Annotated in this window: 21 protein-coding genes; 8 read left to right on the top strand and 13 right to left on the bottom strand. The window is 73.5% G+C overall.

Annotation, left to right across the window (positions count from 1 at the left end; genetic code table 11):
• Positions 1 to 5: 5 nt before the first annotated feature.
• Together ACGFT2_RS03050 and ACGFT2_RS03045 are read right to left on the bottom strand one after the other, a co-directional pair.
• Positions 6 to 848 (bottom strand): SigB/SigF/SigG family RNA polymerase sigma factor, encoded by an 843-nt coding sequence (locus tag ACGFT2_RS03050; protein ID WP_393272867.1) that lies wholly within the window; start codon positions 846 to 848, stop codon positions 6 to 8.
• Positions 849 to 1,081: 233 nt separating this feature from the next.
• Positions 1,082 to 1,516: an ATP-binding protein gene (locus ACGFT2_RS03045; protein WP_393272865.1), complete on the bottom strand. Its 435-nt coding sequence runs from the start codon at positions 1,514 to 1,516 to the stop codon at positions 1,082 to 1,084.
• 126 nt (positions 1,517 to 1,642) lie between these two features.
• Here ACGFT2_RS03045 and ACGFT2_RS03040 point away from each other — a divergent pair, with 126 nt between their 5' ends.
• Complete coding sequence (locus ACGFT2_RS03040) at positions 1,643 to 1,864, top strand: hypothetical protein (RefSeq protein ID WP_393272863.1); 222 nt, start codon at positions 1,643 to 1,645, stop codon at positions 1,862 to 1,864.
• Positions 1,865 to 2,153: 289 nt separating this feature from the next.
• On the top strand, positions 2,154 to 2,612 hold the full coding sequence (locus ACGFT2_RS03035; protein ID WP_393272861.1) for a cyclic nucleotide-binding domain-containing protein: 459 nt from the start codon (positions 2,154 to 2,156) through the stop codon (positions 2,610 to 2,612).
• A gap of 111 nt (positions 2,613 to 2,723) precedes the next feature.
• On the opposite strand, the gene ACGFT2_RS03030 is transcribed toward ACGFT2_RS03035, so the two are convergent.
• Positions 2,724 to 4,019, bottom strand: a complete 1,296-nt coding sequence (locus ACGFT2_RS03030; RefSeq protein ID WP_393272859.1) for an MFS transporter — start codon at positions 4,017 to 4,019, stop codon at positions 2,724 to 2,726.
• An 82-nt stretch (positions 4,020 to 4,101) separates the two neighbouring features.
• On the bottom strand, positions 4,102 to 4,716 hold the full coding sequence (locus ACGFT2_RS03025; RefSeq protein ID WP_393272857.1) for a LysE/ArgO family amino acid transporter: 615 nt from the start codon (positions 4,714 to 4,716) through the stop codon (positions 4,102 to 4,104).
• A gap of 66 nt (positions 4,717 to 4,782) precedes the next feature.
• On the opposite strand from ACGFT2_RS03025, the gene ACGFT2_RS03020 reads away from it, so the two are divergent.
• Positions 4,783 to 5,670 carry a LysR family transcriptional regulator ArgP gene (locus ACGFT2_RS03020; RefSeq protein ID WP_393272855.1) on the top strand — a complete coding sequence of 296 codons (888 nt, stop codon included), beginning with the start codon at positions 4,783 to 4,785 and terminating at the stop codon, positions 5,668 to 5,670.
• 412 nt (positions 5,671 to 6,082) lie between these two features.
• The gene (locus ACGFT2_RS03015) at positions 6,083 to 6,334 is read left to right on the top strand and encodes a WhiB family transcriptional regulator (protein ID WP_353604338.1); all 252 of its coding nucleotides are present in this window, start codon (positions 6,083 to 6,085) and stop codon (positions 6,332 to 6,334) included.
• A 105-nt stretch (positions 6,335 to 6,439) separates the two neighbouring features.
• On the opposite strand, the gene ACGFT2_RS03010 is transcribed toward ACGFT2_RS03015, so the two are convergent.
• The 4 genes from ACGFT2_RS03010 to ACGFT2_RS02995 form a co-directional block, all read right to left on the bottom strand.
• On the bottom strand, positions 6,440 to 8,269 hold the full coding sequence (locus ACGFT2_RS03010) for a sensor histidine kinase (protein WP_393272852.1): 1,830 nt from the start codon (positions 8,267 to 8,269) through the stop codon (positions 6,440 to 6,442).
• Positions 8,270 to 8,358: 89 nt separating this feature from the next.
• On the bottom strand, positions 8,359 to 9,063 hold the full coding sequence (locus ACGFT2_RS03005; protein WP_393272850.1) for a response regulator transcription factor: 705 nt from the start codon (positions 9,061 to 9,063) through the stop codon (positions 8,359 to 8,361).
• Between the two features lie 11 nt (positions 9,064 to 9,074).
• Entirely contained in the window at positions 9,075 to 9,344 is a 270-nt protein-coding gene (locus tag ACGFT2_RS03000; RefSeq protein WP_393272848.1) for a hypothetical protein, read from the bottom strand.
• Between the two features lie 40 nt (positions 9,345 to 9,384).
• A complete protein-coding gene (locus ACGFT2_RS02995) occupies positions 9,385 to 10,812 on the bottom strand; it encodes a M1 family metallopeptidase (protein ID WP_393272846.1) in 1,428 nt (475 codons plus the stop codon).
• Between the two features lie 169 nt (positions 10,813 to 10,981).
• Here ACGFT2_RS02995 and ACGFT2_RS02990 point away from each other — a divergent pair, with 169 nt between their 5' ends.
• Positions 10,982 to 11,341: a DUF488 domain-containing protein gene (locus ACGFT2_RS02990; RefSeq protein WP_393272844.1), complete on the top strand. Its 360-nt coding sequence runs from the start codon at positions 10,982 to 10,984 to the stop codon at positions 11,339 to 11,341.
• On the opposite strand, the gene ACGFT2_RS02985 is transcribed toward ACGFT2_RS02990, so the two are convergent.
• The 4 genes from ACGFT2_RS02985 to ACGFT2_RS02970 all read right to left on the bottom strand — a co-directional run bounded on the left by ACGFT2_RS02985 (position 11,296) and on the right by ACGFT2_RS02970 (position 14,865).
• Positions 11,296 to 11,502 (bottom strand): hypothetical protein, encoded by a 207-nt coding sequence (locus ACGFT2_RS02985; RefSeq protein WP_393272842.1) that lies wholly within the window; start codon positions 11,500 to 11,502, stop codon positions 11,296 to 11,298. The genes ACGFT2_RS02990 and ACGFT2_RS02985 overlap by 46 nt on opposite strands.
• A 25-nt stretch (positions 11,503 to 11,527) precedes the next feature.
• Complete coding sequence (locus tag ACGFT2_RS02980) at positions 11,528 to 12,214, bottom strand: FadR/GntR family transcriptional regulator (RefSeq protein WP_393272840.1); 687 nt, start codon at positions 12,212 to 12,214, stop codon at positions 11,528 to 11,530.
• Between the two features lie 306 nt (positions 12,215 to 12,520).
• On the bottom strand, positions 12,521 to 14,194 hold the full coding sequence (locus ACGFT2_RS02975; protein WP_393272838.1) for an FAD-binding dehydrogenase: 1,674 nt from the start codon (positions 14,192 to 14,194) through the stop codon (positions 12,521 to 12,523).
• Positions 14,176 to 14,865 (bottom strand): TetR/AcrR family transcriptional regulator, encoded by a 690-nt coding sequence (locus ACGFT2_RS02970; protein ID WP_393272836.1) that lies wholly within the window; start codon positions 14,863 to 14,865, stop codon positions 14,176 to 14,178. Before ACGFT2_RS02970 ends, ACGFT2_RS02975 begins: the two co-directional genes overlap by 19 nt.
• A gap of 202 nt (positions 14,866 to 15,067) precedes the next feature.
• Between ACGFT2_RS02970 and ACGFT2_RS02965 the strand changes: the two genes are divergently transcribed.
• From ACGFT2_RS02965 to ACGFT2_RS02955, 3 genes are all read left to right on the top strand, one after another.
• Positions 15,068 to 15,697 carry an alpha-ketoglutarate-dependent dioxygenase AlkB family protein gene (locus ACGFT2_RS02965; protein WP_393272834.1) on the top strand — a complete coding sequence of 210 codons (630 nt, stop codon included), beginning with the start codon at positions 15,068 to 15,070 and terminating at the stop codon, positions 15,695 to 15,697.
• A gap of 295 nt (positions 15,698 to 15,992) precedes the next feature.
• Complete coding sequence (locus tag ACGFT2_RS02960; RefSeq protein ID WP_393272921.1) at positions 15,993 to 16,739, top strand: MBL fold metallo-hydrolase; 747 nt, start codon at positions 15,993 to 15,995, stop codon at positions 16,737 to 16,739.
• A 223-nt stretch (positions 16,740 to 16,962) separates the two neighbouring features.
• On the top strand, positions 16,963 to 18,198 hold the full coding sequence (locus tag ACGFT2_RS02955) for a DUF4032 domain-containing protein (protein ID WP_393272832.1): 1,236 nt from the start codon (positions 16,963 to 16,965) through the stop codon (positions 18,196 to 18,198).
• Between the two features lie 78 nt (positions 18,199 to 18,276).
• On the opposite strand, the gene ACGFT2_RS02950 is transcribed toward ACGFT2_RS02955, so the two are convergent.
• Positions 18,277 to 19,143, bottom strand: a complete 867-nt coding sequence (locus ACGFT2_RS02950; protein ID WP_393272830.1) for a universal stress protein — start codon at positions 19,141 to 19,143, stop codon at positions 18,277 to 18,279.
• Between the last annotated feature and the right edge of the window lie 51 nt (positions 19,144 to 19,194).

Genomic DNA, 19,194 nt, shown 5'->3' with positions numbered 1-19,194 from the left:
GCCCTTCAGGTGTGTCCGTCCGTGCGCCGGCCCATCGCCTCGTCGCGGACGCGGGCGCAGCTGCGGCTGATCAGCCTCGACACGTGCATCTGGGAGATGCCGAGCCGGTCGGCGATCCGGCTCTGCGTCATGTCCTCGAAGAAGCGCATGTAGAGGATCGCCCGCTCACGCTCGGGCAGCCGGCGCAGGCCCTCCTTGGCGGCCTCCCGGTCGACGACGACGTCGTAGGAGGTGTCCGACGCGCCCAAAGTGTCGGCCAGGCTGTAGCCGTCGTCGTCGGTGGAGAGTTCAGCGTCCAGCGACAGGGTGCTGAAGCTCTCCAGCGCCTCCAGGCCCGCGGACACCTCCTCCTCGCTGAGCCCGGTGTGCGCGGCGACGGCGGCGACGGTGGGCTCGGGGCTGCCGGGGTTCTGGGTCAGTTCCCGGCGGGCCACCCGCACCCGGTTGCGCAGTTCCTGCACCCGGCGCGGCACCCGCAGAGCCCACATGCGGTCGCGGAAGTGCCGCTTGACCTCGCCGGTTATGGTCGGCACGGCATAACTCTCGAACGCCCCGCGTGCGGGGTCGAACCGGTCGATCGCCTTCACCAGCCCGAGCGCGGCGACCTGGCGCAGGTCCTCGACGGACTCACCGCGGTCGCGGAACCGCCCGGCGATCCGGTGGGCCATGGGCAGCCAGGCGGTGACGAGTTCGTCGCGTACGGCGTCCCGCTCGGTACCGTCCTCCAGTTCCGCGAGCCGGGAGAACAGCTCCACGGTGTCGGGGGCGTCGTCATGGCTCCGCCGCGGGGGTTCGGCGGAGGTGGTGGCGGGCGTGCCGGGACGGCTTGTCGACATATCTGTCAGCATGCGGAATCGCTCCTGAACGTGGTTTCAGGGCACGGGGGGAACCGAGGTTCCGGGCCCTGGCCCGAACGGTGGTGTCAGGGTTGGCCGCGGGGAAACCGCCCGGCCCGCCGGCAGGCGGCCTCGGCAGCGGTACTGCTCCCCGCTGGGCGCGCGCCTCCGGTCCGAAGCACGAGATTCCGTCTGCCCTTCGGTCCCGGGCCCAAACGCCCGGGACCGGAACTTCGGAAACCGCTTCATATCAGGGCGACGACGGCCGTGATGCGCTTGCCGCCGCAGGGCAGCTCCGCCACTTCGACGTCCCGTGCGAGCCGGCAGACGATGGGCCACCCGCGGCCGCCGGGCCGGGATCGGCCGTACTCGTCCCTGGGCGCGAGGGCCACCGGCATCTCGTGGCTGCGGTCGCTCACCGACACGCGGACCCCGCCGGAGTCGACGTCGACGTCGAAGCCGGTGATCCCGCCGCCGTGCATCAGGGCGTTGGTGGCCAGTTCCGAGGTGACCAGCAAGGCGTCCTCCATGGCCTCGGGCGCGCACGCGAGGGCGCGGCTCCGGCATCCTTCGGACACGACGCTCCGGACCGCTCTGCGGGCGTCGGCCGGCCGGCGGGGCAGCCGGTGGCGCGGTTCCCGCAGTATCGCCGGGGAGCTGGTCCGGGGCTCGTCACGCATCCCTGTCCTCCCTGAGTGGTGCCCGGTACGACTGGTTCTCTCCTGGTTCGGCTGACCCGTCACGGCGGTGCCAAACACCGTCGGAGCCGGTGCCATCACCGCGGCGCGGCCGGGTATCCGTCCGGTATGAGCGAAGTGGTGGACGCGGACGAGTTGCTGAGGCGGATCCAGCGGGGCCGGGAGCGCGCGGCCGAGGAGGAGCGGGCCTGTCGGGAGCGCGCGCAGAGCCTGACGGCGACGGATCCGGAGGGCGCGCGGGAGGCGGCGGGCCGGGCGCAGGCATACGAGGCGGTGCGGTGCGTCCTGGACGAGATCACCCGGCCGGGTGGGCCGCCGCCGGCGACGTAAGGAGTGAAACGGGTCACTTGACTCGCTTTCGGGTTCCCGAAGGCGGGCAAAATGGTTTATCGTTCATACATACGTGATGCCGGAGCGGCCCGGAACCGTTCTTCCGTCCTCCACAGCGTCACCCACACACGGCCCTGGCTGGTCTCCCCCGTCCAGCCAGGGCTTCTTCTTGCCCCGAACCGGCCGGGGACGGGGAGATCCGCGTCCTTCGAGGTGCCCGGGGCGAGCGCAGCGGCTGAAATGGGTGTGAGCACAGCACCCGAAACGCTGCCGGCGAGGAGCCCGCGCCATGACCAAAGCGATCAAACTGCTCACGGCGCTGCCCCAGGCGCAGCGCGAGCGCCTCATGGAACTGGCCAAGGAAGTCTCCTTCGCGGAGGACACCCGGATCTTCGAGGCCGGCGGCACGGCCGACCGGTTCTGGGTGATCCGGTCGGGCGCGGTCCACCTGGACCAGGAGGTCACCTCGCGGCAGCGGGTGACCGTGGCGACGCTGGGCGCGGGCGACCTGCTCGGCTGGTCCTGGCTGTTCCCGCCGTACCGCTGGGACTTCGGAGCGGTGGCGTTCAGCAACGTGCGGGGCTACGAGTTCGACGGGCCCGCCGTGCTCGCGCTGTGCGTGGAGGACCCCTTGCTCGGCCTCTCCCTGGTCCGGACGGTGGCGGAGGTCCTCGCCAGCCGGCTGGAGGTGACCCGCGGCAAGCTGATGGACCAGTACGCGATCCGGCGGCGCAGCGGCCCGCTGTAGCGGGCGGACGCGGGAGCGGCGCGGGGTCCGCCGCAGCGGGCCGCACGCGGTCCCCCCCCCAGGGGTCAGATGCGGTCCGCCGCAGGGGTCAGATGCGGTCCGCCGCAGGGGTCAGATGCGGTAGCGGCGCAGTGCGGGGACGGAGAGGGCGAGGGTCAGCATCACCACGACGACCAGGGCACCGCCGCCTGCCACGGCGGCCCTCGGCCCGAAGGCGGAGCCGGCGGTGCCGTGCAGCACGTCGGCCAGCCGCGGGCCGCCCGCGACGACGACCGTGAACACCCCCTGCATCCGTCCGCGCATCTCGTCGGTCGCGGCCGACAGCAGGATCGCGCCCCGGAACACCATCGAGACCATGTCGGCGACACCGGCCGCGGCGAGGAAGGCCAGCGCGAGCCAGAGGTTGCCGCTCAGCGCGAACCCGGTGACGGCCACGCCCCAGCCGACGACCGCGCCGATGACCATCCACCCGTGCCGGCGGGCCCGGGAGAACACCCCCGAGAACAGGCCGCCGAGCACCGCGCCGACCGGGATGCCGGCGAACAGCACACCGAGCGCGAGGCCTTCGCCCCAGGAGTCGTACGTCTCCGCGGCGAGCTGCGGGAACAGCGCCCTGGGCATGCCGAACACCATGGCGACGATGTCGGCGAGGAAGGACAGCAGCAGCACCTTGTGGCCGGCGATGTACCGGAAACCGGCCGCGATCGCCCGCAGCCCGGCCCGGCGTCCCGAGGTCCCGCCGAGCGGTGGCAGCGCGGGCAGCCGGAAGACGGCCCACACGGTCGCGCACAGTGCCACGGCGTCGGCGAGGTACAGCTCGGGCAGCCCGATGACCGGGATGAGCGCCCCGGCCAGGAGCGGGCCCGCCACCAGTCCGGTCTGGGTCACCGTGGAGCCGAGCGCGTTGGCGGCGGCCAGCTGCTCTGCGGGGACCAGACGCGCGATGGAGGCGTTGCGCGCCGGGGCGTTGAGACCGAAGAACGCCTGCTGCAGCGCGAGCAGGACCATCAGGACCACGACCGAGTCGAGACCGGTGACGGCCTGTGCCCAGAACAGCAGCGAGGTCACCGCGATACCGGTGTTGGTGACCAGCAGCAGCTTGCGGCGGTCCACCGTGTCGGCGACCGCCCCGCCCCACAGCGCGAACGCCACCATGGGCACGAGTCCGGCGAGGCTCGCGTAGCCGACCCAGGCCGACGAGTGCGTGATGTCGTAGATCTGCTTGGGCACCGCGACCGCGGTGAGCTGGCTGCCCACGGCGGTGACGATGGTCGACGACCACAGGCGCCGGTAGGCGGGGACGCGCAGCGGGCGGGTGTCCATCGCCCAGTGACGCCAGCCGCGCCGGGGCGGGGCCTCGGCCGCCGGTACGTCGATGTCGGTGTTGCCGGTCTCGCTCGTGTCCACGGGTGTCCTGGTTGCTCGTTACATCCTTCGCTTCGCGAGCTGACTATTCCAGTGATCTCCGTGCACGCTGAAGGGGGGTGTCTCAGGATCCGGCGACGAGCATGGCACCGAAGGCCAGCATGGTGACGGCGACCAGGCCGTCCAGGACCCGCCAGGCGGCGGGCCGGGCCAGGAACCGGCCGAGCAGCCGGGCACCGAAGCCCAGCGCGGCGAACCAGCACAGGCTGGCGAGGGCGGCGCCCAGGCCGAAGGTCCAGCGCAGCGGGCCTCGGTCGGCGGCCAGGGAGCCGAGCAGGAACACGGTGTCCAGGTAGACGTGCGGGTTGAGCCAGGTCATCGCGAGGCAGGTGAGAACCGCGCGTCCGCGGGAGCCGGCCGTCTCGCCCTCGGCACGCAGCCCGGCCCCGGGCCGCAGCACCCGGCGGGCGGCGAGGGCGCCGTAACAGAGCAGGAAGGCGCCGCCGACGATCCCGACCGCCCTGACCGCGCCCGGCCAGGCCACCACGATCGCCCCCACCCCGCCGACCCCGAGCGCGATGAGCAGCGCGTCGGACAGGGCGCAGATGCCGACCACGGCGAGGACGGCGTCCCGGCGCACTCCCTGGCGCAGGACGAAGGCGTTCTGCGCGCCGATGGCGACGATCAGGGAGAGGCCGGTGCCGAATCCGGCGACCGCGGTGGTCAGGGCTTGGTTCATGCGCTCGACGCTAGGCAGGGGAGACGCGCAAGTACAGCTAAAGATTTTTACGTACCCTTAGCACGCGTGATGACGGAGCTTCCTCTGGAACAGGTACGGACGCTGCTCGCCGTGGTCGACGAGGGCACCTTCGACGCGGCCGCCGCGGCCCTGCACGTGACGCCGTCCGCGGTCAGCCAGCGGGTCAAGGCCCTCGAACAGCGCACCGGCCGGGTACTGCTCCAGCGCACCAAGCCGGTGCGGCCCACGGAGTCCGGCGCTGTGCTGGTGCGCTTCGCCCGGCAGCTCGCCCGGCTGGAGCGGGACGCGTGGGGCGAGCTGGGGCTGAGCGGCGCCGGGGAGCCGACGCGGGTGCCGGTCGCGGTGAACGCCGACTCGCTGGCGACCTGGTTCCTGCCGGCCCTGACCCGGGTGACGGGGCTCTGCTTCGAACTGCACCGGGAGGACGAGGACCATACGGCCGCCCTGCTCCGTGAGGGGCTGGTGATGGCGGCGGTGACCTCCTCGGCCGATCCGGTGCCCGGCTGCACGGTCCGGCCACTGGGCCAGATGCGCTATCTGCCGGTGGCCGCACCGGAGTTCGCCCGGACGCACCTGGCCGGACCGCCGCTGCCTGAGGCGCTCCCCCGCGCGCCCGTCGTCGCCTTCGACCGCAAGGACGACTTCCAGGACGGCTTCGTCCGCCGGCTGGGCGGCGGGCACGCCGGTCCGGTACGGCACTTCGTGCCCACCTCGGAAGGTTTCGTGGACGCGGTCGCCGCCGGGCTCGGCTGGGGCATGGTGCCCGAGGCCCAGGCCGGCCCGCTGCTGGCCGAGGGACGGCTGGCCCTGATCGCACCGGGCCGGTGGGCGGACGTCAGGCTGTACTGGCAGCAGTGGAAGCTCGACTCTCCCGCCCTCGCGGCGCTGGCCGACGCGGTGACGGCGACGGCGGCCCAGGCGCTGCGCCGCTGACACCGGGCCGCCTCGCCGGCGGGCCGGCGCCGGTCCGACCGGCTCCGCAACTCCCCGCCTGCGGTGGGCGATCGAGGATGCCGGCCCGGCATCCGGGCCATCGCGTCCGGCTTCCCGGCCCGTTGCCCTGCCGGGCCGTCGCGTCCGGCTTCCCGGCCCGTTGCCCTGCCGGGCCTTCGGTTCCGCCCGCCCCGCCCGCCGGCCGCCGGCCACCGGGTCATCGGGTCCCGTTCACCGGCCTGTTGACCACGTACGACTCCCCCGCGGGCCGGTCCACGGCGGCGGGCGGATCGCGAACGTCGCCCGATTCGGCGCCGTTGCCTCGTTTCACGGCGTCCACGCCGGTCACCCGAACCCACGGAACGCATGCGACACGACAGGAACGACTCCGATCCGACCCCAGGAGACTTCGATGGACAACTGGCGCGAACATGCCGCGTGCCGTCACGAGGACCCCGATCTGTTCTTCCCGATCGGCACGACCGGCCCCGCCCAGGTGCAGGCCCAGCAGGCGAAGGCGGTGTGCGGGGACTGCCCGGTCCGGGAACAGTGCCTCGACTGGGCGCTGGAGACGGGCCAGAGCATCGGCGTCTGGGGCGGTACGACCGAACTGGAGCGCCGTGCGCTGCGCCGCCGCGCACGGTCCCGGCCGCGCTCCGGCTGACCCGGCACCGGAGGTGCGTCGTGCCGACGCCGTGACCTTCCCCGGCGGTGCCGCGCGACCGGGCGCCCGCGGAGCGCCCCCGAACCGGGCCGCTTGCCCGCGGTCTCAAAGCTCCTCGTGTCGCGGCTCCTCGTGTCGCGGGCGCCCGGCCGGCAGCCGCAGGGTGAGGGCCGCTCCCTCGCCGGGCTCGCTCACGGCCTCGGCCGTACCGCCGTGGGCGGCCACCAGTTGGCGGACGATCGCCAGCCCCAGGCCGCTGCCTCCGGTGCGGCGGCTGCGGGACTTCTCCGCCCGCCAGAAACGGTCGAACACGTGCGGCAGGTCCTCGGCGGCGATGCCCGAGCCGGTGTCGGCGACCGTGAGGACCACGTCCTCGCCCGCCCGGCGGGCGGCGAGTGTGACGGTGCCGGCGGCGGGGGTGTGCCGCAGCGCGTTGGAGACCAGATTCCCGAGGGCCTGCCGCATCCGCACCGGATCGGCTTCCAGCCAGGCGGCGGGGTCGGCCTCGATGCCGAGCACGACCCCGGCGCCGTCGGCGGCGACGCGATGGGCCGCGGCCACCTGCTCCAGCAGGTCGCCGGCCCGCAGCGGCTCGCGGTGCAGCCGCAGGGTGCCGGCGTCGGCGGCGGCCAGATCCTGCAGGTCGTCGATGATCCGCTGCAGGACGAGTGCCTCCTCGTGCAGGGAGTCCAGCAGGGCCGGGTCGGGTTCGACGACGCCGTCCCGCACGACCTCCAGCCAGCCGCGGATGTTCGTCAGCGGGCTGCGCAGCTCGTGCGCGATGTCGCTGACCATCGCCTTGCGCTGGGCCTCCAGCCGCTCGCGGCGCTCGGCCAGGTCGTTGAACGCCTCCGCCAGGATGCCGGTCTCGTCCCGGGTGGTCACGGGTACCCGCACGTGCAGCTCGGGCGGCGCCCCGGCGGCCTCGGTCAGCGCGCGCAGGGGCCGGACCAGCCGGATGGCGACGACGGCGGCGACGGCGACCGTGACGGCGAGGACCAGACCGGCCACGCCGACGACCTTGGCCTTGTTGCCCGGGGACATGTCGAAGCGGGAGGGATTCTGGTCCCCGATGCCGAGGAACAGCTCGGCGGCCGGGGCGACGTACGGTTCGAGCTGGGTACGGCGGGCGGTCAGGACGCAGTGCTCGGCGCTCCGGGCGACCGGGCCCTTGTTCGCCCCGAGGTACTTGGCGAGCAGGTGACTGCCGTTGAAGGAGTTCCTGTCGCCGGGGTCGTAGGTGAGGAACAGGCGCCCGTCGAGGCCCACTCCGGCCCCTTTCAGACACGGCCGGGCGAGGTCGGACAGTGTGCCCAGGGCTTTCTGCTCGGTGGGCGTGGGCATGTTGAGCCGTCCGTCCTCGCACACCGTGGCGTAGCCCGCCGGATCGGCGCCGTCCGCGGTGGTGACCACCGGCCGCCCGCTCGCGGTCGTCACCCGTGCGGTCTGCAGGCCGTAGCGCCCGTAGCACCGCTCGCGCCTGGCGGCCAGCGCCTCCAGCTTCGCGCGTTCCGGTGCCGGCAGCCGGTAGGGGCCCACCACGCGCGGGTCGATACCACTGAGCTGGGCCCCGGACTCGGTGTAGGTGTCGGTGCGCAGTGGATCGACGGAGGCGGCGGGCCGGGGCGGCAGCGGGGTGCCGCGCGGCGCCGAATCGGCGACGAAGGTGCGGTCCGCGGTGGTGAGCGCGATCCGGCGGCCCGTTCTCGCCGCCAGCGCCTGGACGGTGCGGCGGACGTCCGCCCAGTCGGAGTGGGTGGCGGCGTAGCCGCTGAGTTCGGCGAGGATGCTGTTGTCGGCGGCCAGGTCCTGGCCCTGCTCCTCCTTCAGCGCCCTGGTGGTGGTCGTCACCGCGAGCCAGGCGGTGGCCGCCACCGAGCAGACGGCGATCAGCGCCGACACGAACAGCAGCCGGACCAGCAGCCTCTTACGCAACGGGATCCGCCGCCTCGCGCCCGCCGGCCGCGCACCGGCGCGCTGTGCTCCCCCCGTCCGCACACCCGGCCGCTCCGCAGCCGCCCGCTTCACACCCGGCCCCCGCTCAGCTTGTAGCCGACGCCGAACACGGTCAGCAGCCGCACCGGCCGGCGCGGGTCGGTCTCGATCTTCCGGCGCAGGTTCATGATGTGCACGTCGACCGCCCGCTCGGTGGAGGACCGGTCGAAACCGCGTGTGCACTGCAGGAGCTGCCGTCGCGTGAACACCCGCTCCGGCTCCCCGGCCATGGCCAGCAGGATCTGGAACTCGGCCGGTGTGCACTCCACCGGCACGCCGTCCCGGCGCACCTCGTGCCGTACCGGATCGACGCTGATCCCGGCGGCCTGTACGACGGGGTCGTCGTCCCGGGCGCCGACGCCGCGCCCGCTGCGCCTGAGGACCGTGCGGATCCGGGCCATCAGCTCGCGCGGGCTGTAGGGCTTGGTCATGTAGTCGTCGGCGCCCGCCTCGAGGCCGAGCAGCACGTCGTCCTCGCCGGAGCGGGCGGTGAGCATCACCACCGGGATCTGCGGATCGTCGCCGCCGCGCAGCAACCGGCACACCGCGAAGCCGTCGACGACCGGGAGCATCAGGTCGAGCACGACGAGGTCGGGCCGCAGCCGGCGGGCCGCGTCGAGCGCGGCAGCACCGTCGTGCACCACCGTGGCGGAGTGTCCTTCGGCCAGCAGGGATCGGCGGATCAGCTCGGCCTGCTTCTCGTCGTCCTCGGCGACCAGTACATGTGCGCACACGAGTTCGGATCCTAGGCCGCCCGGTCGGCGAGCCGGTCGGCGTACCCCATGACGACGGCGGCCTGCCTGCAGCGCCCGGGTGTCGCCGCGGCTCGCTTCGGCCCGAGGCCGGGTGTGCCTCGCGGCGCCTGCTCCGCTTCCTCGGCCGCCGGGCCTGGGGTGTCAGCCGGCGCCGGACGGGTGGGCTCCGTTCGGCGTTCGGTCGCCCCGGCTCCGCCGCCGCAGCCGGTGAGCAGCAGCGGGGAGGCGAGGAGAGCGACGGCGGTTCTGCGTCGGATCATGCGTCGACTTTGGCCGACGGTTGTTTGGAACCGGTCAGGTTCAGGCCTTGTCCGGCTTGCCCTTCGTGTAGAGCCAGGTGTGGAACAGTCCGTGCAGCGGCTTGCCCGACGTCTGTTCGGCGAGCCGCACGAACTGTGCGGTCGTCCCGTGTCCGCCGCGGTGCCCGGTCGCCCAGGCGCGCAGGATCCGGACGAAGTCCCGGTCGCCGACGGCCCTGCGCAGCTGGTGCAGGGTCATGGCACCGCGCGCGTAGACGGGAGTGCCGAAGATGTTCTCGCCGCTGCCCGGGTCTGCGGGCGGGTACGCCCACAGTTCGTCGCCCGCTGGCCGGGCGTACAGGGCGTCGAAGGTCTTCTGGGCGCTGTCGCCGCCGTGCTGCTCGGCGTAGAGCCACTCGGCGTAGGTGGCGAAGCCCTCGTTGAGCCAGATGTCCTTCCACACGGTCGGCGAGACGGAGTCGCCGAACCACTGGTGGGCGCTCTCATGGACGAGCGTGCCGATGTCGGGCGCGGAGTCGTAGAGGGGCCGGGTCTGCGTCTCCAGGGCGTAGCCGATGTCCGGGGCGTGGTCGACGATCGCCCCGGCGGCGCGGAACGGGTACGGCCCGAACAGCCGGCTCTCCCAGGCGAGGACGGAGGGCAGCTTCTTCAGCACGGGCGCGGCGGCCCGCGCCTCCCGCGGGTCGACGGCGTTGTAGACCTGGATGCCGTCGGGCGTGGTGTACCGCTCGACCTTGAACCTGCCGATGGTGGCGGTGGCCAGATAGGCGGCCATGGGCCGGGTCTCGCGCCAGCGGAAGGTGGTGCGTCCGTGCGCGGTGCGCTGTCCGAGCGGCACGCCGTTGGCGACGGCGGCGCGCCCCTCGGGCACGGTGATGGTGAAGTCGTACGACGACTTGTCCCTGGGGTGGTTGTTCGCCGGGAACCAGGTCATCGCGCCCTGCGGCTCGCCCGCGACGAAGGCGCCGTCGTCGGTGGGGATCCAGCCGTCCGGCGAGCCGTCCGGGTCGGTGACCGGCTTCGGGGTGCCGTGGTAGGCGACGGTGACGCGGAACGCCCGGCCCGCACGCACGGCGTGGCGCGGGGTGACGACGAGTTCCTGGCCGTCGCGCCGGAAGGCGGCCGCGGCGCGGTCGACGGTGACCGACGTGACCTTCAGCCCGTGGAGGTCGAGGTCGAAGCGGGTGAGCCGCTGGGTGGCGCGGGCGGTGAGGACGGCCTTGCCGTCCAGGTGGCGGGTGGCGGTGTCGTAACGGAGCGTCAGGTCGTAGTGGCCGACGTGGTAGCCGCCGTTGCCACTGAGCGGGAAGTAGGGATCGCCGGCGCCGGACGCGCCGGTGGTGCCCGCCGCCGCGGGTCCGGCGGCGGCGAGGAGTGCCGCCACGGCGACGGGCACGGTGGCGAGGACCGCCTCGCGGCGGAGCACGGCGCTCCGGGCTGGTGCGGGCTGTCTGCGGACTGGTGTCACAGGCGCTCCTCAGGAGGGTGGCTGATGATCGGCTGGCCGACAGACTAGGGGCGCCGGGGGCCCGGACTCCCCCTTCTTCAGGTCAAGTCGCACCGCGACGCCTGGCCGGTGGTCCGGGCCTCTCGCAGTAGGCTCGTGGGACCGTCCGCCTGCTGCGAGAGGCCAGACCGTGAGTGTGAGCGTGCGCCGGATCTATGAACCGCCCGAGCCGGGCGACGGGCTGCGCGTCCTGGTCGACCGGCTGTGGCCGCGCGGCCTCTCCAAGGACGCGGCGAAGGTGGACGAGTGGCCCAAGGCGCTCACGCCCTCGACCGAGCTGCGCAAGTGGTACCACGCGGGAGAGGGCACGTACGAGGAGTTCGCCGAGCGGTACGAGGCCGAGCTGGCCGGTCCCGAGGCGGTCGCGCTCCTCGATCGCCTCAGGGCGTCGGCCGCCGAGGGGGCGGTGACGCTGCTCACCGCCGGCAAGGCTCCCGGGGAGAGTCACGCCTCGGTACTGGCCCGCCTCCTCCGGTCCCCGTCCAGGTAGCACTCGCGCGGTTCCTCGGCCGGCCCGGCGATCCGTATGCGGCCGGTCAGCCGGCCCCGGGTGGTGCGGTGCGGGCGCAGCACCTCGTCGGCCTCGGAGCGCAGGTCGCCCCGGAGCCGGCAGGGCGCGGGACCGGTGTCCATGCCTACGGTGCCGACCATGGTCTCCGAGAAGACGGTGCCCCTCTCATCGCAGTCCCTCCAGCATGATCCGCTCGGTCTCGCCCAGGTAGGCGTCGGCGGCGGCGTGTGCCCCGCGGGCGTCCCCGGACGTCACCGCCTCCACCACCGGGGCGAGTCGGTGGTACGCGGCTCCCGGGTCGGTGAAGGGGCCGCGCAGGGCGGCGCGGACCGGCAGGTAGGCGTTGAAGAGCGTGTTGGTCAGCAGCGCGTAGACGCGGTTGCCGGTGGCCCTGGCGAGAGCGCGGTGCACCTCGACGTCGGCCAGCTGCACGTCGTCCGGGCTCTCGGCCTCGCGTACGGCGTCCAGGAGCGCCCGCAGTTCGGCGTGCTGCTTCCGGGTGGCCCGTGCCGCGGCCCGCTCGGCGATCAACGCGCCGATGGAACGGCGCACTTCGAAGATCTCGCGGACCCAGGTCGCGTCGTGCCGCACGAGCATCGGCAGCAGGTCCGCGCCGCCGAGCCGGGCGTAGTCGCGCACTTTGGTGCCGACCCCGTGCCGGGTCTCCAGCAGTCCGGCCTGGACCAGCCGGCCGAAGGCGTGTTTCAGGGTGGTGCGGGTGACGCCGTATCCGTCCGCCAGCCGGCGCTCCGGCGGCAGATAACTGCCCGCCGGGTGACGGCCGGCCAGGATGTCCTCGCGCAGCCGGGCCTCGAGGGTGTCCACGATCGTCTCGCGGGGCAGTGCCTCCACGGATTGCCTCCTCGGTTGGGGCGAAGTGCTGTGAGCCGGGGCGACTCGACTGAGCGGGATCAGTGGATGATCCACTCAACCAGTCAAGGTGCACGGTGGTCAATCCCCCGGCGGTGGCGAGCCACGGCGCCATGAGCCGTTGCGCGCCCGCCGGGCCCCTCCGCCGTTGCGGCGTCATGAGCCGTTGCGCCTGCCGCGCCCGCTCCGCCGTGGCGAGCCGCTGCGTACCGGGGGGCGGGGGCGGCCCGCGTCACGCTCCGGCCGCCCCCCTGCGGCTTGCGCCGCTCCCGCCTCCGCCTGCGCCGGTCAGGCCGTCGCGTGGGCGGCGGCGCGCCCCGCCGCCCGTCCCGAGAAGAGGCAGCCACCGAGGAAGCTCCCCTCCAGGGCGTTGTAGCCGTGCACACCTCCGCCGCCGAAGCCGGCCACCTCACCGGCCGCGTACAGTCCGCCGATCGGCGAGCCGTCCGTGCCGAGGGCACGGGAGTCGAGGTCGGTCTGGACGCCGCCGAGGGTCTTGCGGGTCAGCACGTGCAGCCGCACGCCGATCAGCGGTCCCGCGGCGGGGTCCAGGATGCGGTGCGGGGCGGCCACCCGGCCGAGGCGGTCCCCGATGTACCGGCGGGCGTTGCGGATGCCCTGGACCTGGGAGTCCTTGCTGTAGGGGTTGGCCATCTGCAGGTCTCGCGCCTCGATCTGGCCGCGCACCCCGGCCGCGTCGAGCAGCGGTTTGCCGGCCAGTTCGTTCATCTTGCCGACCAGTTGCTCCAGGGTGCTCGCGGTGACGAAGTCGGCGCCCCTGTCGAGGAAGGCCTGCACCGGCGCGGGAGCACCCTTGCCGAGCAGCCGGTCGCGCAGGACCGCCTTGCGGTCCTTGGCGGTGATGTCGGGGTTCTGCTCGGAGCCGGAGAGCGCGAACTCCTTCTCGATGATCTTCCGGGTGAGGATGAACCAGGAGTGATCGTATTCCGCGATGTCCTCGGTGGTGCGCAGGTGCTTGAGCGTGTTCAGGGTGTCGTACCCGGGCAGACAGGGGTCGGGCAGGCGGCGGCCGAGCGCGTCGAGCCAGATCGAGGACGGGCCGGGCAGGATGCGGATGCCGTGGCCCGGCCAGACGGGGTTCCAGTTCTGCAGACCCTCGGTGTAGTGCCACATGCGGTCCCGGTTGACCAGGCGTACGCCCGCCTCGGCGCTGATGTCGAGCATGCGGCCGTCGACGTAGGCCGGGACGCCGGTGACCATCTCGGCCGGTGGCGTACCGAGCCGCTCGGGCCAGTAGCGGCGCACGATGTCGTGGTCGGCGCCGATGCCGCCGGTCGTGACGATCACGGCCTGGGCGGTGAGTTCGAAGTCGCCGGTCCGCTCGCGGCTGGAGGCGACGCCCCGCGGTGAGTCGTCGGGGGCGAGGACGGTACCGCGCACCCCGCGCGCAGTGCCGTCCTCGATGACCAGCTCGTCCACCCGGTGGCGGTGGTGGAAGGTCAGCAGTCCGTCCCGGGCGGCCTGCCGGGCGTATCCGACGAAGGGTTCGACGACACCGGTGCCGGTGCCCCAGGCGATGTGGAAGCGGGGCACCGAGTTGCCGTGGCCGTCCGCCCGCAGGTCACCGCGCTCCGCCCAGCCGACGGTGGGCAGCAGCTCGATGCCGTGCCCCTGGAGCCAGCTCCGCTTCTCGCCGGCCGCGAACTCGACGTAGGCACGGGCCCAGCGCGCACCCCAGGAGTCCTCGTCGTCGAGCCGGTCGAATCCCGCACTGCCCTGCCAGTCGCTCCAGGCGAGGCCGAAGGAGTCCTTGATGCCGAGCCGGCGCTGTTCCGGGGTGTCGACGAGGAAGAGCCCGCCGAAGGACCAGAACGCCTGGCCGCCGAGGTTGGCGGCGTTCTCCTGGTCGACCAGGGCCACCCGGCGGCCCCGGCTGGTGAGTTCGTGTGCCGCGACCAGGCCGGCGAGACCCGCTCCGACGACTATGGCGTCCGCGTCCATGACGACTGTGTCCTTCCCTGGGGATGCTCCCGGCCGGGCCGTTCCCGTGGTCCTGCGGGGGTGCGGCCGCCGTCCGTGAGCAGGGCGGTGAGCAGCTGCTTGAGCCAGGCCCGGGCGGCCTCGACGTCCTTGTCCAGCAGCAGTTGGGTGGTGACGCCGTCGTACGCGGCGACCACGGCGTGCGCGGCGCCTTCGGCGTCACCGAGCACGGCGGGCAGTGCGGTGCGGCCGTGGGCCCGGAAGAGGCGGTCGGCGATGGCCTCCCGGAGCCGCGCGCGGTGGCCGAGCAGGGCTTCGGCGACGGCCGGGTCACGAGCGGCGTGCACCAGGAAGTCGGTCTTCACCAGCAGCCAGTCCACGTCGAGGAGCAGCACCTCGGTGACCCGGTCCACGGAGGCGGGCACGTCGATGTCGGGCCCTTCCCGGGCGAGCGCCTCGGCCACCTGGGAGGCGATGAGGTCGGCGCGGTCCTGGTAGAGGGCGAAGAACAGCTCGTCCAGGGTCGCGAAGTTCGAGTAGAAGGCGCCCCGGCTGAACCCGGCCGCCTCACAGACCTCCTCGATGGAGACCCGCCCGAAGCCCTTGGCGGCGAACACCCCGAACGCGGCCTCGAGCAGCCTGGCCCGGGTGCGGACCCGGCGCCGGGTGACCCGCCTGACCGTCTCGTCCATCACACCTGGCCTCCGTTCGATACATGAATGTATCGGATACACCGATGTATCGAAAGGGGCTCGCCGAAGGGACCGCCGGCGAGGCGAGGCGGCGACGGTGACGGGCGGGCGACGACCGCAGCGGCGGCTGAGTGGGCCTGCCACCCCAGCCGCTTCAACCGATCATGCGAACGTATTTTCGATTCAGGAGTACGCTGGGCGCATGTCCATGAACCTCCAGGGCTCCCTGTTCGACCAGACCGACGAGCTGCGGCTCGGCCCCCTGGACGGGGTGCGCAGGACCGAGCTGGGGTCCGGCGCCTGGATCGACGTCCTGCCCGGCTGGCTGAGCGGCGCCGACGCGCTGTTCGAGCGGCTCGCCGCGGAGGTCCCGTGGCGGGCGGAGCGCCGGAAGATGTACGACAGCGTGGTGGCCGTGCCGCGGCTGCTCGCCTTCTACAAGGCCCACGATCCGCTGCCCCATCCGGTGCTCGACGAGGCACGCTCCGCCCTGTCCCGGCGCTACGCCGGGGAACTGGGCGAGCCGTTCACCACCGCCGGGCTGTGCTTCTACCGCGACGGCCGGGACAGCGTGGCCTGGCACGGGGACCGCATCGGGCGGGGCGCCCGAGAGGACACCATGGTCGCGATCCTCTCCGTCGGGGCACCCCGCGACCTGCTGCTGCGCCCGGTCGGCGGAGGCGGCGCGACGGTACGGCGGCCGCTCGGGCACGGCGACCTCATCGTGATGGGCGGCTCCTGCCAGCGCACCTGGGAACACTGCGTCCCGAAGACCAACCGGGCGGCCGGGCCGCGCATCAGCATCCAGTTCCGGCCGCACGGAGTGCAGTGACGCGTCCGCCGTCCCGGTGTACGACCAGGACCCGTACGGCACCCCGGTGTACGACCAGGACCCGTACGGCACCCCGGTGTACGACCAGGACCCGTACGGCACCCCGGTGCACGACCAGGACCCGTCCGCCACCCCGGTGCACGACCAGGACCCGTACGGCACCCCGGTGCACGACCAGGACCCGTACGGCACCCCGGTGCACGACCAGGACCCGTACGGCACCCTGGTGCGCGGTCGGCCGGCGGGTCTGGTTGGCTGTCCTCGACGATCAGCCGTTCCGGGCCCCGGGGAGACCATGACCGCGGACGTACACCAAGTCGCCGACGACACCTACCTGGTGCACGGCCACGAGACCAACTGGGTCATCCTCAAGGACGGTGACGCCGTCACCCTCGTCGACACCGGGTACCCCGGAGACCGGCCGGGGCTGCTGGAGTCCCTCGCGGCGGTGGGCAGTGCACCGGAGGCCGTCGCCGCCGTGCTGATCACCCACGCGCACAACGACCACCTGGGCTCGGCCGAGTACCTGCGCGCCGCCCACGGCACGCCCGTCCTGCTGCACCCGGCCGAAGTCCCGCACGCGCGCCGGGAGTTCCTGCAGCAGGCCACCATCGCAGACGTGGTGCGCAACGCCTGGCGGCCGGGAGTGCTGCCCTGGGCGCTGCACGTGGTCCGGGTGGGCGGCATCGAGCAGCATCCCGTCACCGCACCCGAACCGTTCCCGGGCGAGGGCCCACTCGACCTGCCGGGCCGGCCGGTCCCGGTGCACACGCCGGGGCACACGGACGGCCACTGCGTCTACCACCTGCCCGGGTCGGGGATCGTGATCTCCGGTGACGCGCTGGTCAGCGGGCACGCGACCTCGCGGATCAAGGGCCCGCAGCTGCTGCCCGGCTTCTTCCACCACGAGCGCGCGCGGGCGCTGGAGTCCCTGGAGCTGATCGGCGCGCTCGACGGCGACATGCTGCTGCCCGGACACGGCCCGGTCCACCGCGGGCCGGTGCGCGCGGCGGCCGAACAGGCCCGGGAACGGGCCGCCTAGAACGCCGCGCCGGCCCTGGACCCCCTCCACGGGCCGGAGTCTCCGCACGGTTATCAGGGTGCCCGCGTTGTCAGGGTGCCCGCGTTGTCAGGGTGCCCGCGTTGTCAGGGTGCCCGCGTTGTCAGGGTGCCCGCGTTGTCGGGGTGCCCGCGTTCTCGGGGTGCCCGCGGACTCCGGAGTTCCCGCGGGCTCCGGAGTTCCCGCGGGCCTTAGGGTTCATGTCATGGCCTTGCAGATCAGCGCCACGAACCCGGAGCACCCCGCGCTCCTGCTCGCCCTGCCCTGGGACGTGCCTCTGGAGGAGTGGCCCGAGGAGTACCTCGTGCCGCTCCCCCGCGGCATCTCCCGGCACGTCGTGCGCTACGCACAGGCCGGTGACGAGGTGATCGCCGTCAAGGAGCTGGCCGAACGGCCCGCCCTGCGCGAGTACGGGCTGCTGCGCGACCTGGACCGGCTGGGCATCCCCGCCGTCGACCCCCTCGCCGTGGTCACCGGCCGCACCGACGGATCGGGCACCCCGCTGGAGCCGGTGCTGGTGACCCGGCATCTGCGCGGCTCGCTGCCGTACCGGTCGATGTTCGAGACGACCATGCGCCCGGCGACCATGCACCGCCTGATGGACGCCCTCGCCGTGCTGCTGGTGCGACTGCACCTGGCCGGGTTCGCCTGGGGCGACTGCTCGCTGTCCAACACCCTGTTCCGGCGGGACGCGGGCGCCTACGCCGCCTATCTGGTCGACGCCGAGACCGGCGACCTGCATCCGCGGCTGAGCCCGGGGCAGCGCGAGTACGACCTCGATCTGGCCCGCGTGAACATCAGCGGCGAGCTGCTCGACCTGGAGGCGTCGGGGGCGCTGCACCCCTCCGTCGACCCGGTCGAGTTCGGGCACGAGATCTGCACCCGCTACACCGGGCTGTGGCAGGAGCTGACCCGTACCTCGGTGTACCCGGCGGGCGAGTACCACTACATCGAGCGCCGGATCCGCCGCCTGAACGACCTCGGCTTCGACGTGGCCGAGATGCAGATCGAGCACTCCCCCGGCGGCGACACGGTCACCTTCGTCCCCAAGGTCGTGGACGCCGGGCACCACCAGCGCCAGTTGCTGCGGCTGACCGGCCTGGACACCGAGGAGAACCAGGCGCGGCGCCTGCTGACCGACCTGGAGAGCTGGATGGCCACCCAGGACGACCACGCCCCGGGCGACCCCCTCGCCGCCCGCCCCGAGGTGCTGGCGCACCGCTGGGTGCGGGACGTGTTCCGGCCCACCGTGCGGGCGGTGCCGCCGGAGCTGCGCGGTTCCATGGACCCGGCCGAGATCTACCACGAACTCCTCGAACACCGCTGGTACCTGTCCGAGCACGCGCAGCACGACATAGGCCTGGACACCGCCGTCGAGCACTACGTCAGGAACGTGCTGCCCCGGGCCCGGGAGACCCTGGAGCCGACGACGCCGGCGTGAGCTGCCGAGGCGCGGGCGGCGGACGGCCGGGCGGCGGACGGCCGGGCGGCACCCGGCGGGCCGGCCGGCCCGGGCGCGTCAGTCGTGCGGCACCACCGCCACCGGGCAGTCGGCGTGGTGCAGCACCCCGTGCGCGACCGAGCCGATCCGGGCGCCGACGGCCGTACGGTGCGCCCGGCGTCCGACGACCATCAGCTGGGCCCGCCCCACCACCGACAGCAGCACCTGTCCCGCGCTGCCCATCTCGATGTGCTGCGCCACGGGCACGTCCGGGAACCGCTCCCGCCACGGCTGCAGCGCCTCGGCCAGCATCCGCTTCTCGTACGGTTCGAGACCGCCCGCGTCGTCCAGGAGCTTGAGCGAGCCGGGGCTGTAGGCGAAGACCGGCGGCAGCGTCCATGCCCGTACCGCGCGGACCGTCGCGCGGCGGGCCGCCGCCGCCTCGAACGCGAAGCGCAGCGCCGCCGCGCTGTCCTCGGGACCACCGTGCTGACCGACCACGACGTCCCGGCCGGCGGCCTCCGCCGTCGGCCGGTCGCCCGCGCGCACCAGGACCACGGGGCCGGCCGCCTCGGCGATCACCTGCTGGCCGACCGAGCCCAGCAGGAACCCGACGACGGGGCCGTGTCCGCGCGAGCCGAGCACCAGCATCTCGGCCTCCGCCGCCACACGGGCCAGCGAGTGCGCGGCCCCGCCCTCCACCACGTCGACGTTCACCGTCAGCTCCGGATGCCGCTCGGCTACGGCACGGACGGCTTCGGCCACGCCCTCCTGCACCCATCGGTGCTGGGTGTCCCGGTCCGCCGTGGCGAGCGCCTCGGCGTACCGCCACGCGTGCAGCACGCGCAGGGGCAGGCCCCGGCGTACGGCCTCCCGGGCCGCCCAGTCGAGCGCGGCGCGGCTCTCCTCCGTACCGTCCACCCCTGCCGTGATCGGGCGTGCCATGCGTGGGCCTCCTCGTCGTCGCCGCGTTCTCGTGCCGCCGGTGTTCGCGCC

The sequence above is a fragment of the Streptomyces sp. NPDC048514 genome (assembly GCF_043199955.1).
GTDB lineage: Bacteria > Actinomycetota > Actinomycetes > Streptomycetales > Streptomycetaceae > Streptomyces.
Note: the sequence above shows the minus strand (reverse complement) of the source record. Positions and strands in the feature narration are given on the sequence as shown.

What these genes read in the sequence shown, in the direction of transcription:
- ACGFT2_RS03015 (WP_353604338.1), top strand. Translation starts at nt 6,083, where the DNA reads ATGGACAACTGGCGCGAACATGCCGCGTGCCGTCACGAGGACCCCGAT.
- ACGFT2_RS03040 (WP_393272863.1), top strand. Translation starts at nt 1,643, where the DNA reads ATGAGCGAAGTGGTGGACGCGGACGAGTTGCTGAGGCGGATCCAGCGG.
- ACGFT2_RS02975 (WP_393272838.1), bottom strand. Translation starts at nt 14,194, where the DNA reads ATGGACGCGGACGCCATAGTCGTCGGAGCGGGTCTCGCCGGCCTGGTC.
- ACGFT2_RS02965 (WP_393272834.1), top strand. Translation starts at nt 15,068, where the DNA reads ATGTCCATGAACCTCCAGGGCTCCCTGTTCGACCAGACCGACGAGCTG.
- ACGFT2_RS02950 (WP_393272830.1), bottom strand. Translation starts at nt 19,143, where the DNA reads ATGGCACGCCCGATCACGGCAGGGGTGGACGGTACGGAGGAGAGCCGC.
- ACGFT2_RS03035 (WP_393272861.1), top strand. Translation starts at nt 2,154, where the DNA reads ATGACCAAAGCGATCAAACTGCTCACGGCGCTGCCCCAGGCGCAGCGC.
- ACGFT2_RS02985 (WP_393272842.1), bottom strand. Translation starts at nt 11,502, where the DNA reads ATGGTCGGCACCGTAGGCATGGACACCGGTCCCGCGCCCTGCCGGCTC.
- ACGFT2_RS02955 (WP_393272832.1), top strand. Translation starts at nt 16,963, where the DNA reads ATGGCCTTGCAGATCAGCGCCACGAACCCGGAGCACCCCGCGCTCCTG.
- ACGFT2_RS03050 (WP_393272867.1), bottom strand. Translation starts at nt 848, where the DNA reads ATGCTGACAGATATGTCGACAAGCCGTCCCGGCACGCCCGCCACCACC.
- ACGFT2_RS02960 (WP_393272921.1), top strand. Translation starts at nt 15,993, where the DNA reads ATGACCGCGGACGTACACCAAGTCGCCGACGACACCTACCTGGTGCAC.
- ACGFT2_RS03025 (WP_393272857.1), bottom strand. Translation starts at nt 4,716, where the DNA reads ATGAACCAAGCCCTGACCACCGCGGTCGCCGGATTCGGCACCGGCCTC.
- ACGFT2_RS03045 (WP_393272865.1), bottom strand. Translation starts at nt 1,516, where the DNA reads ATGCGTGACGAGCCCCGGACCAGCTCCCCGGCGATACTGCGGGAACCG.
- ACGFT2_RS02970 (WP_393272836.1), bottom strand. Translation starts at nt 14,865, where the DNA reads ATGGACGAGACGGTCAGGCGGGTCACCCGGCGCCGGGTCCGCACCCGG.
- ACGFT2_RS03000 (WP_393272848.1), bottom strand. Translation starts at nt 9,344, where the DNA reads ATGATCCGACGCAGAACCGCCGTCGCTCTCCTCGCCTCCCCGCTGCTG.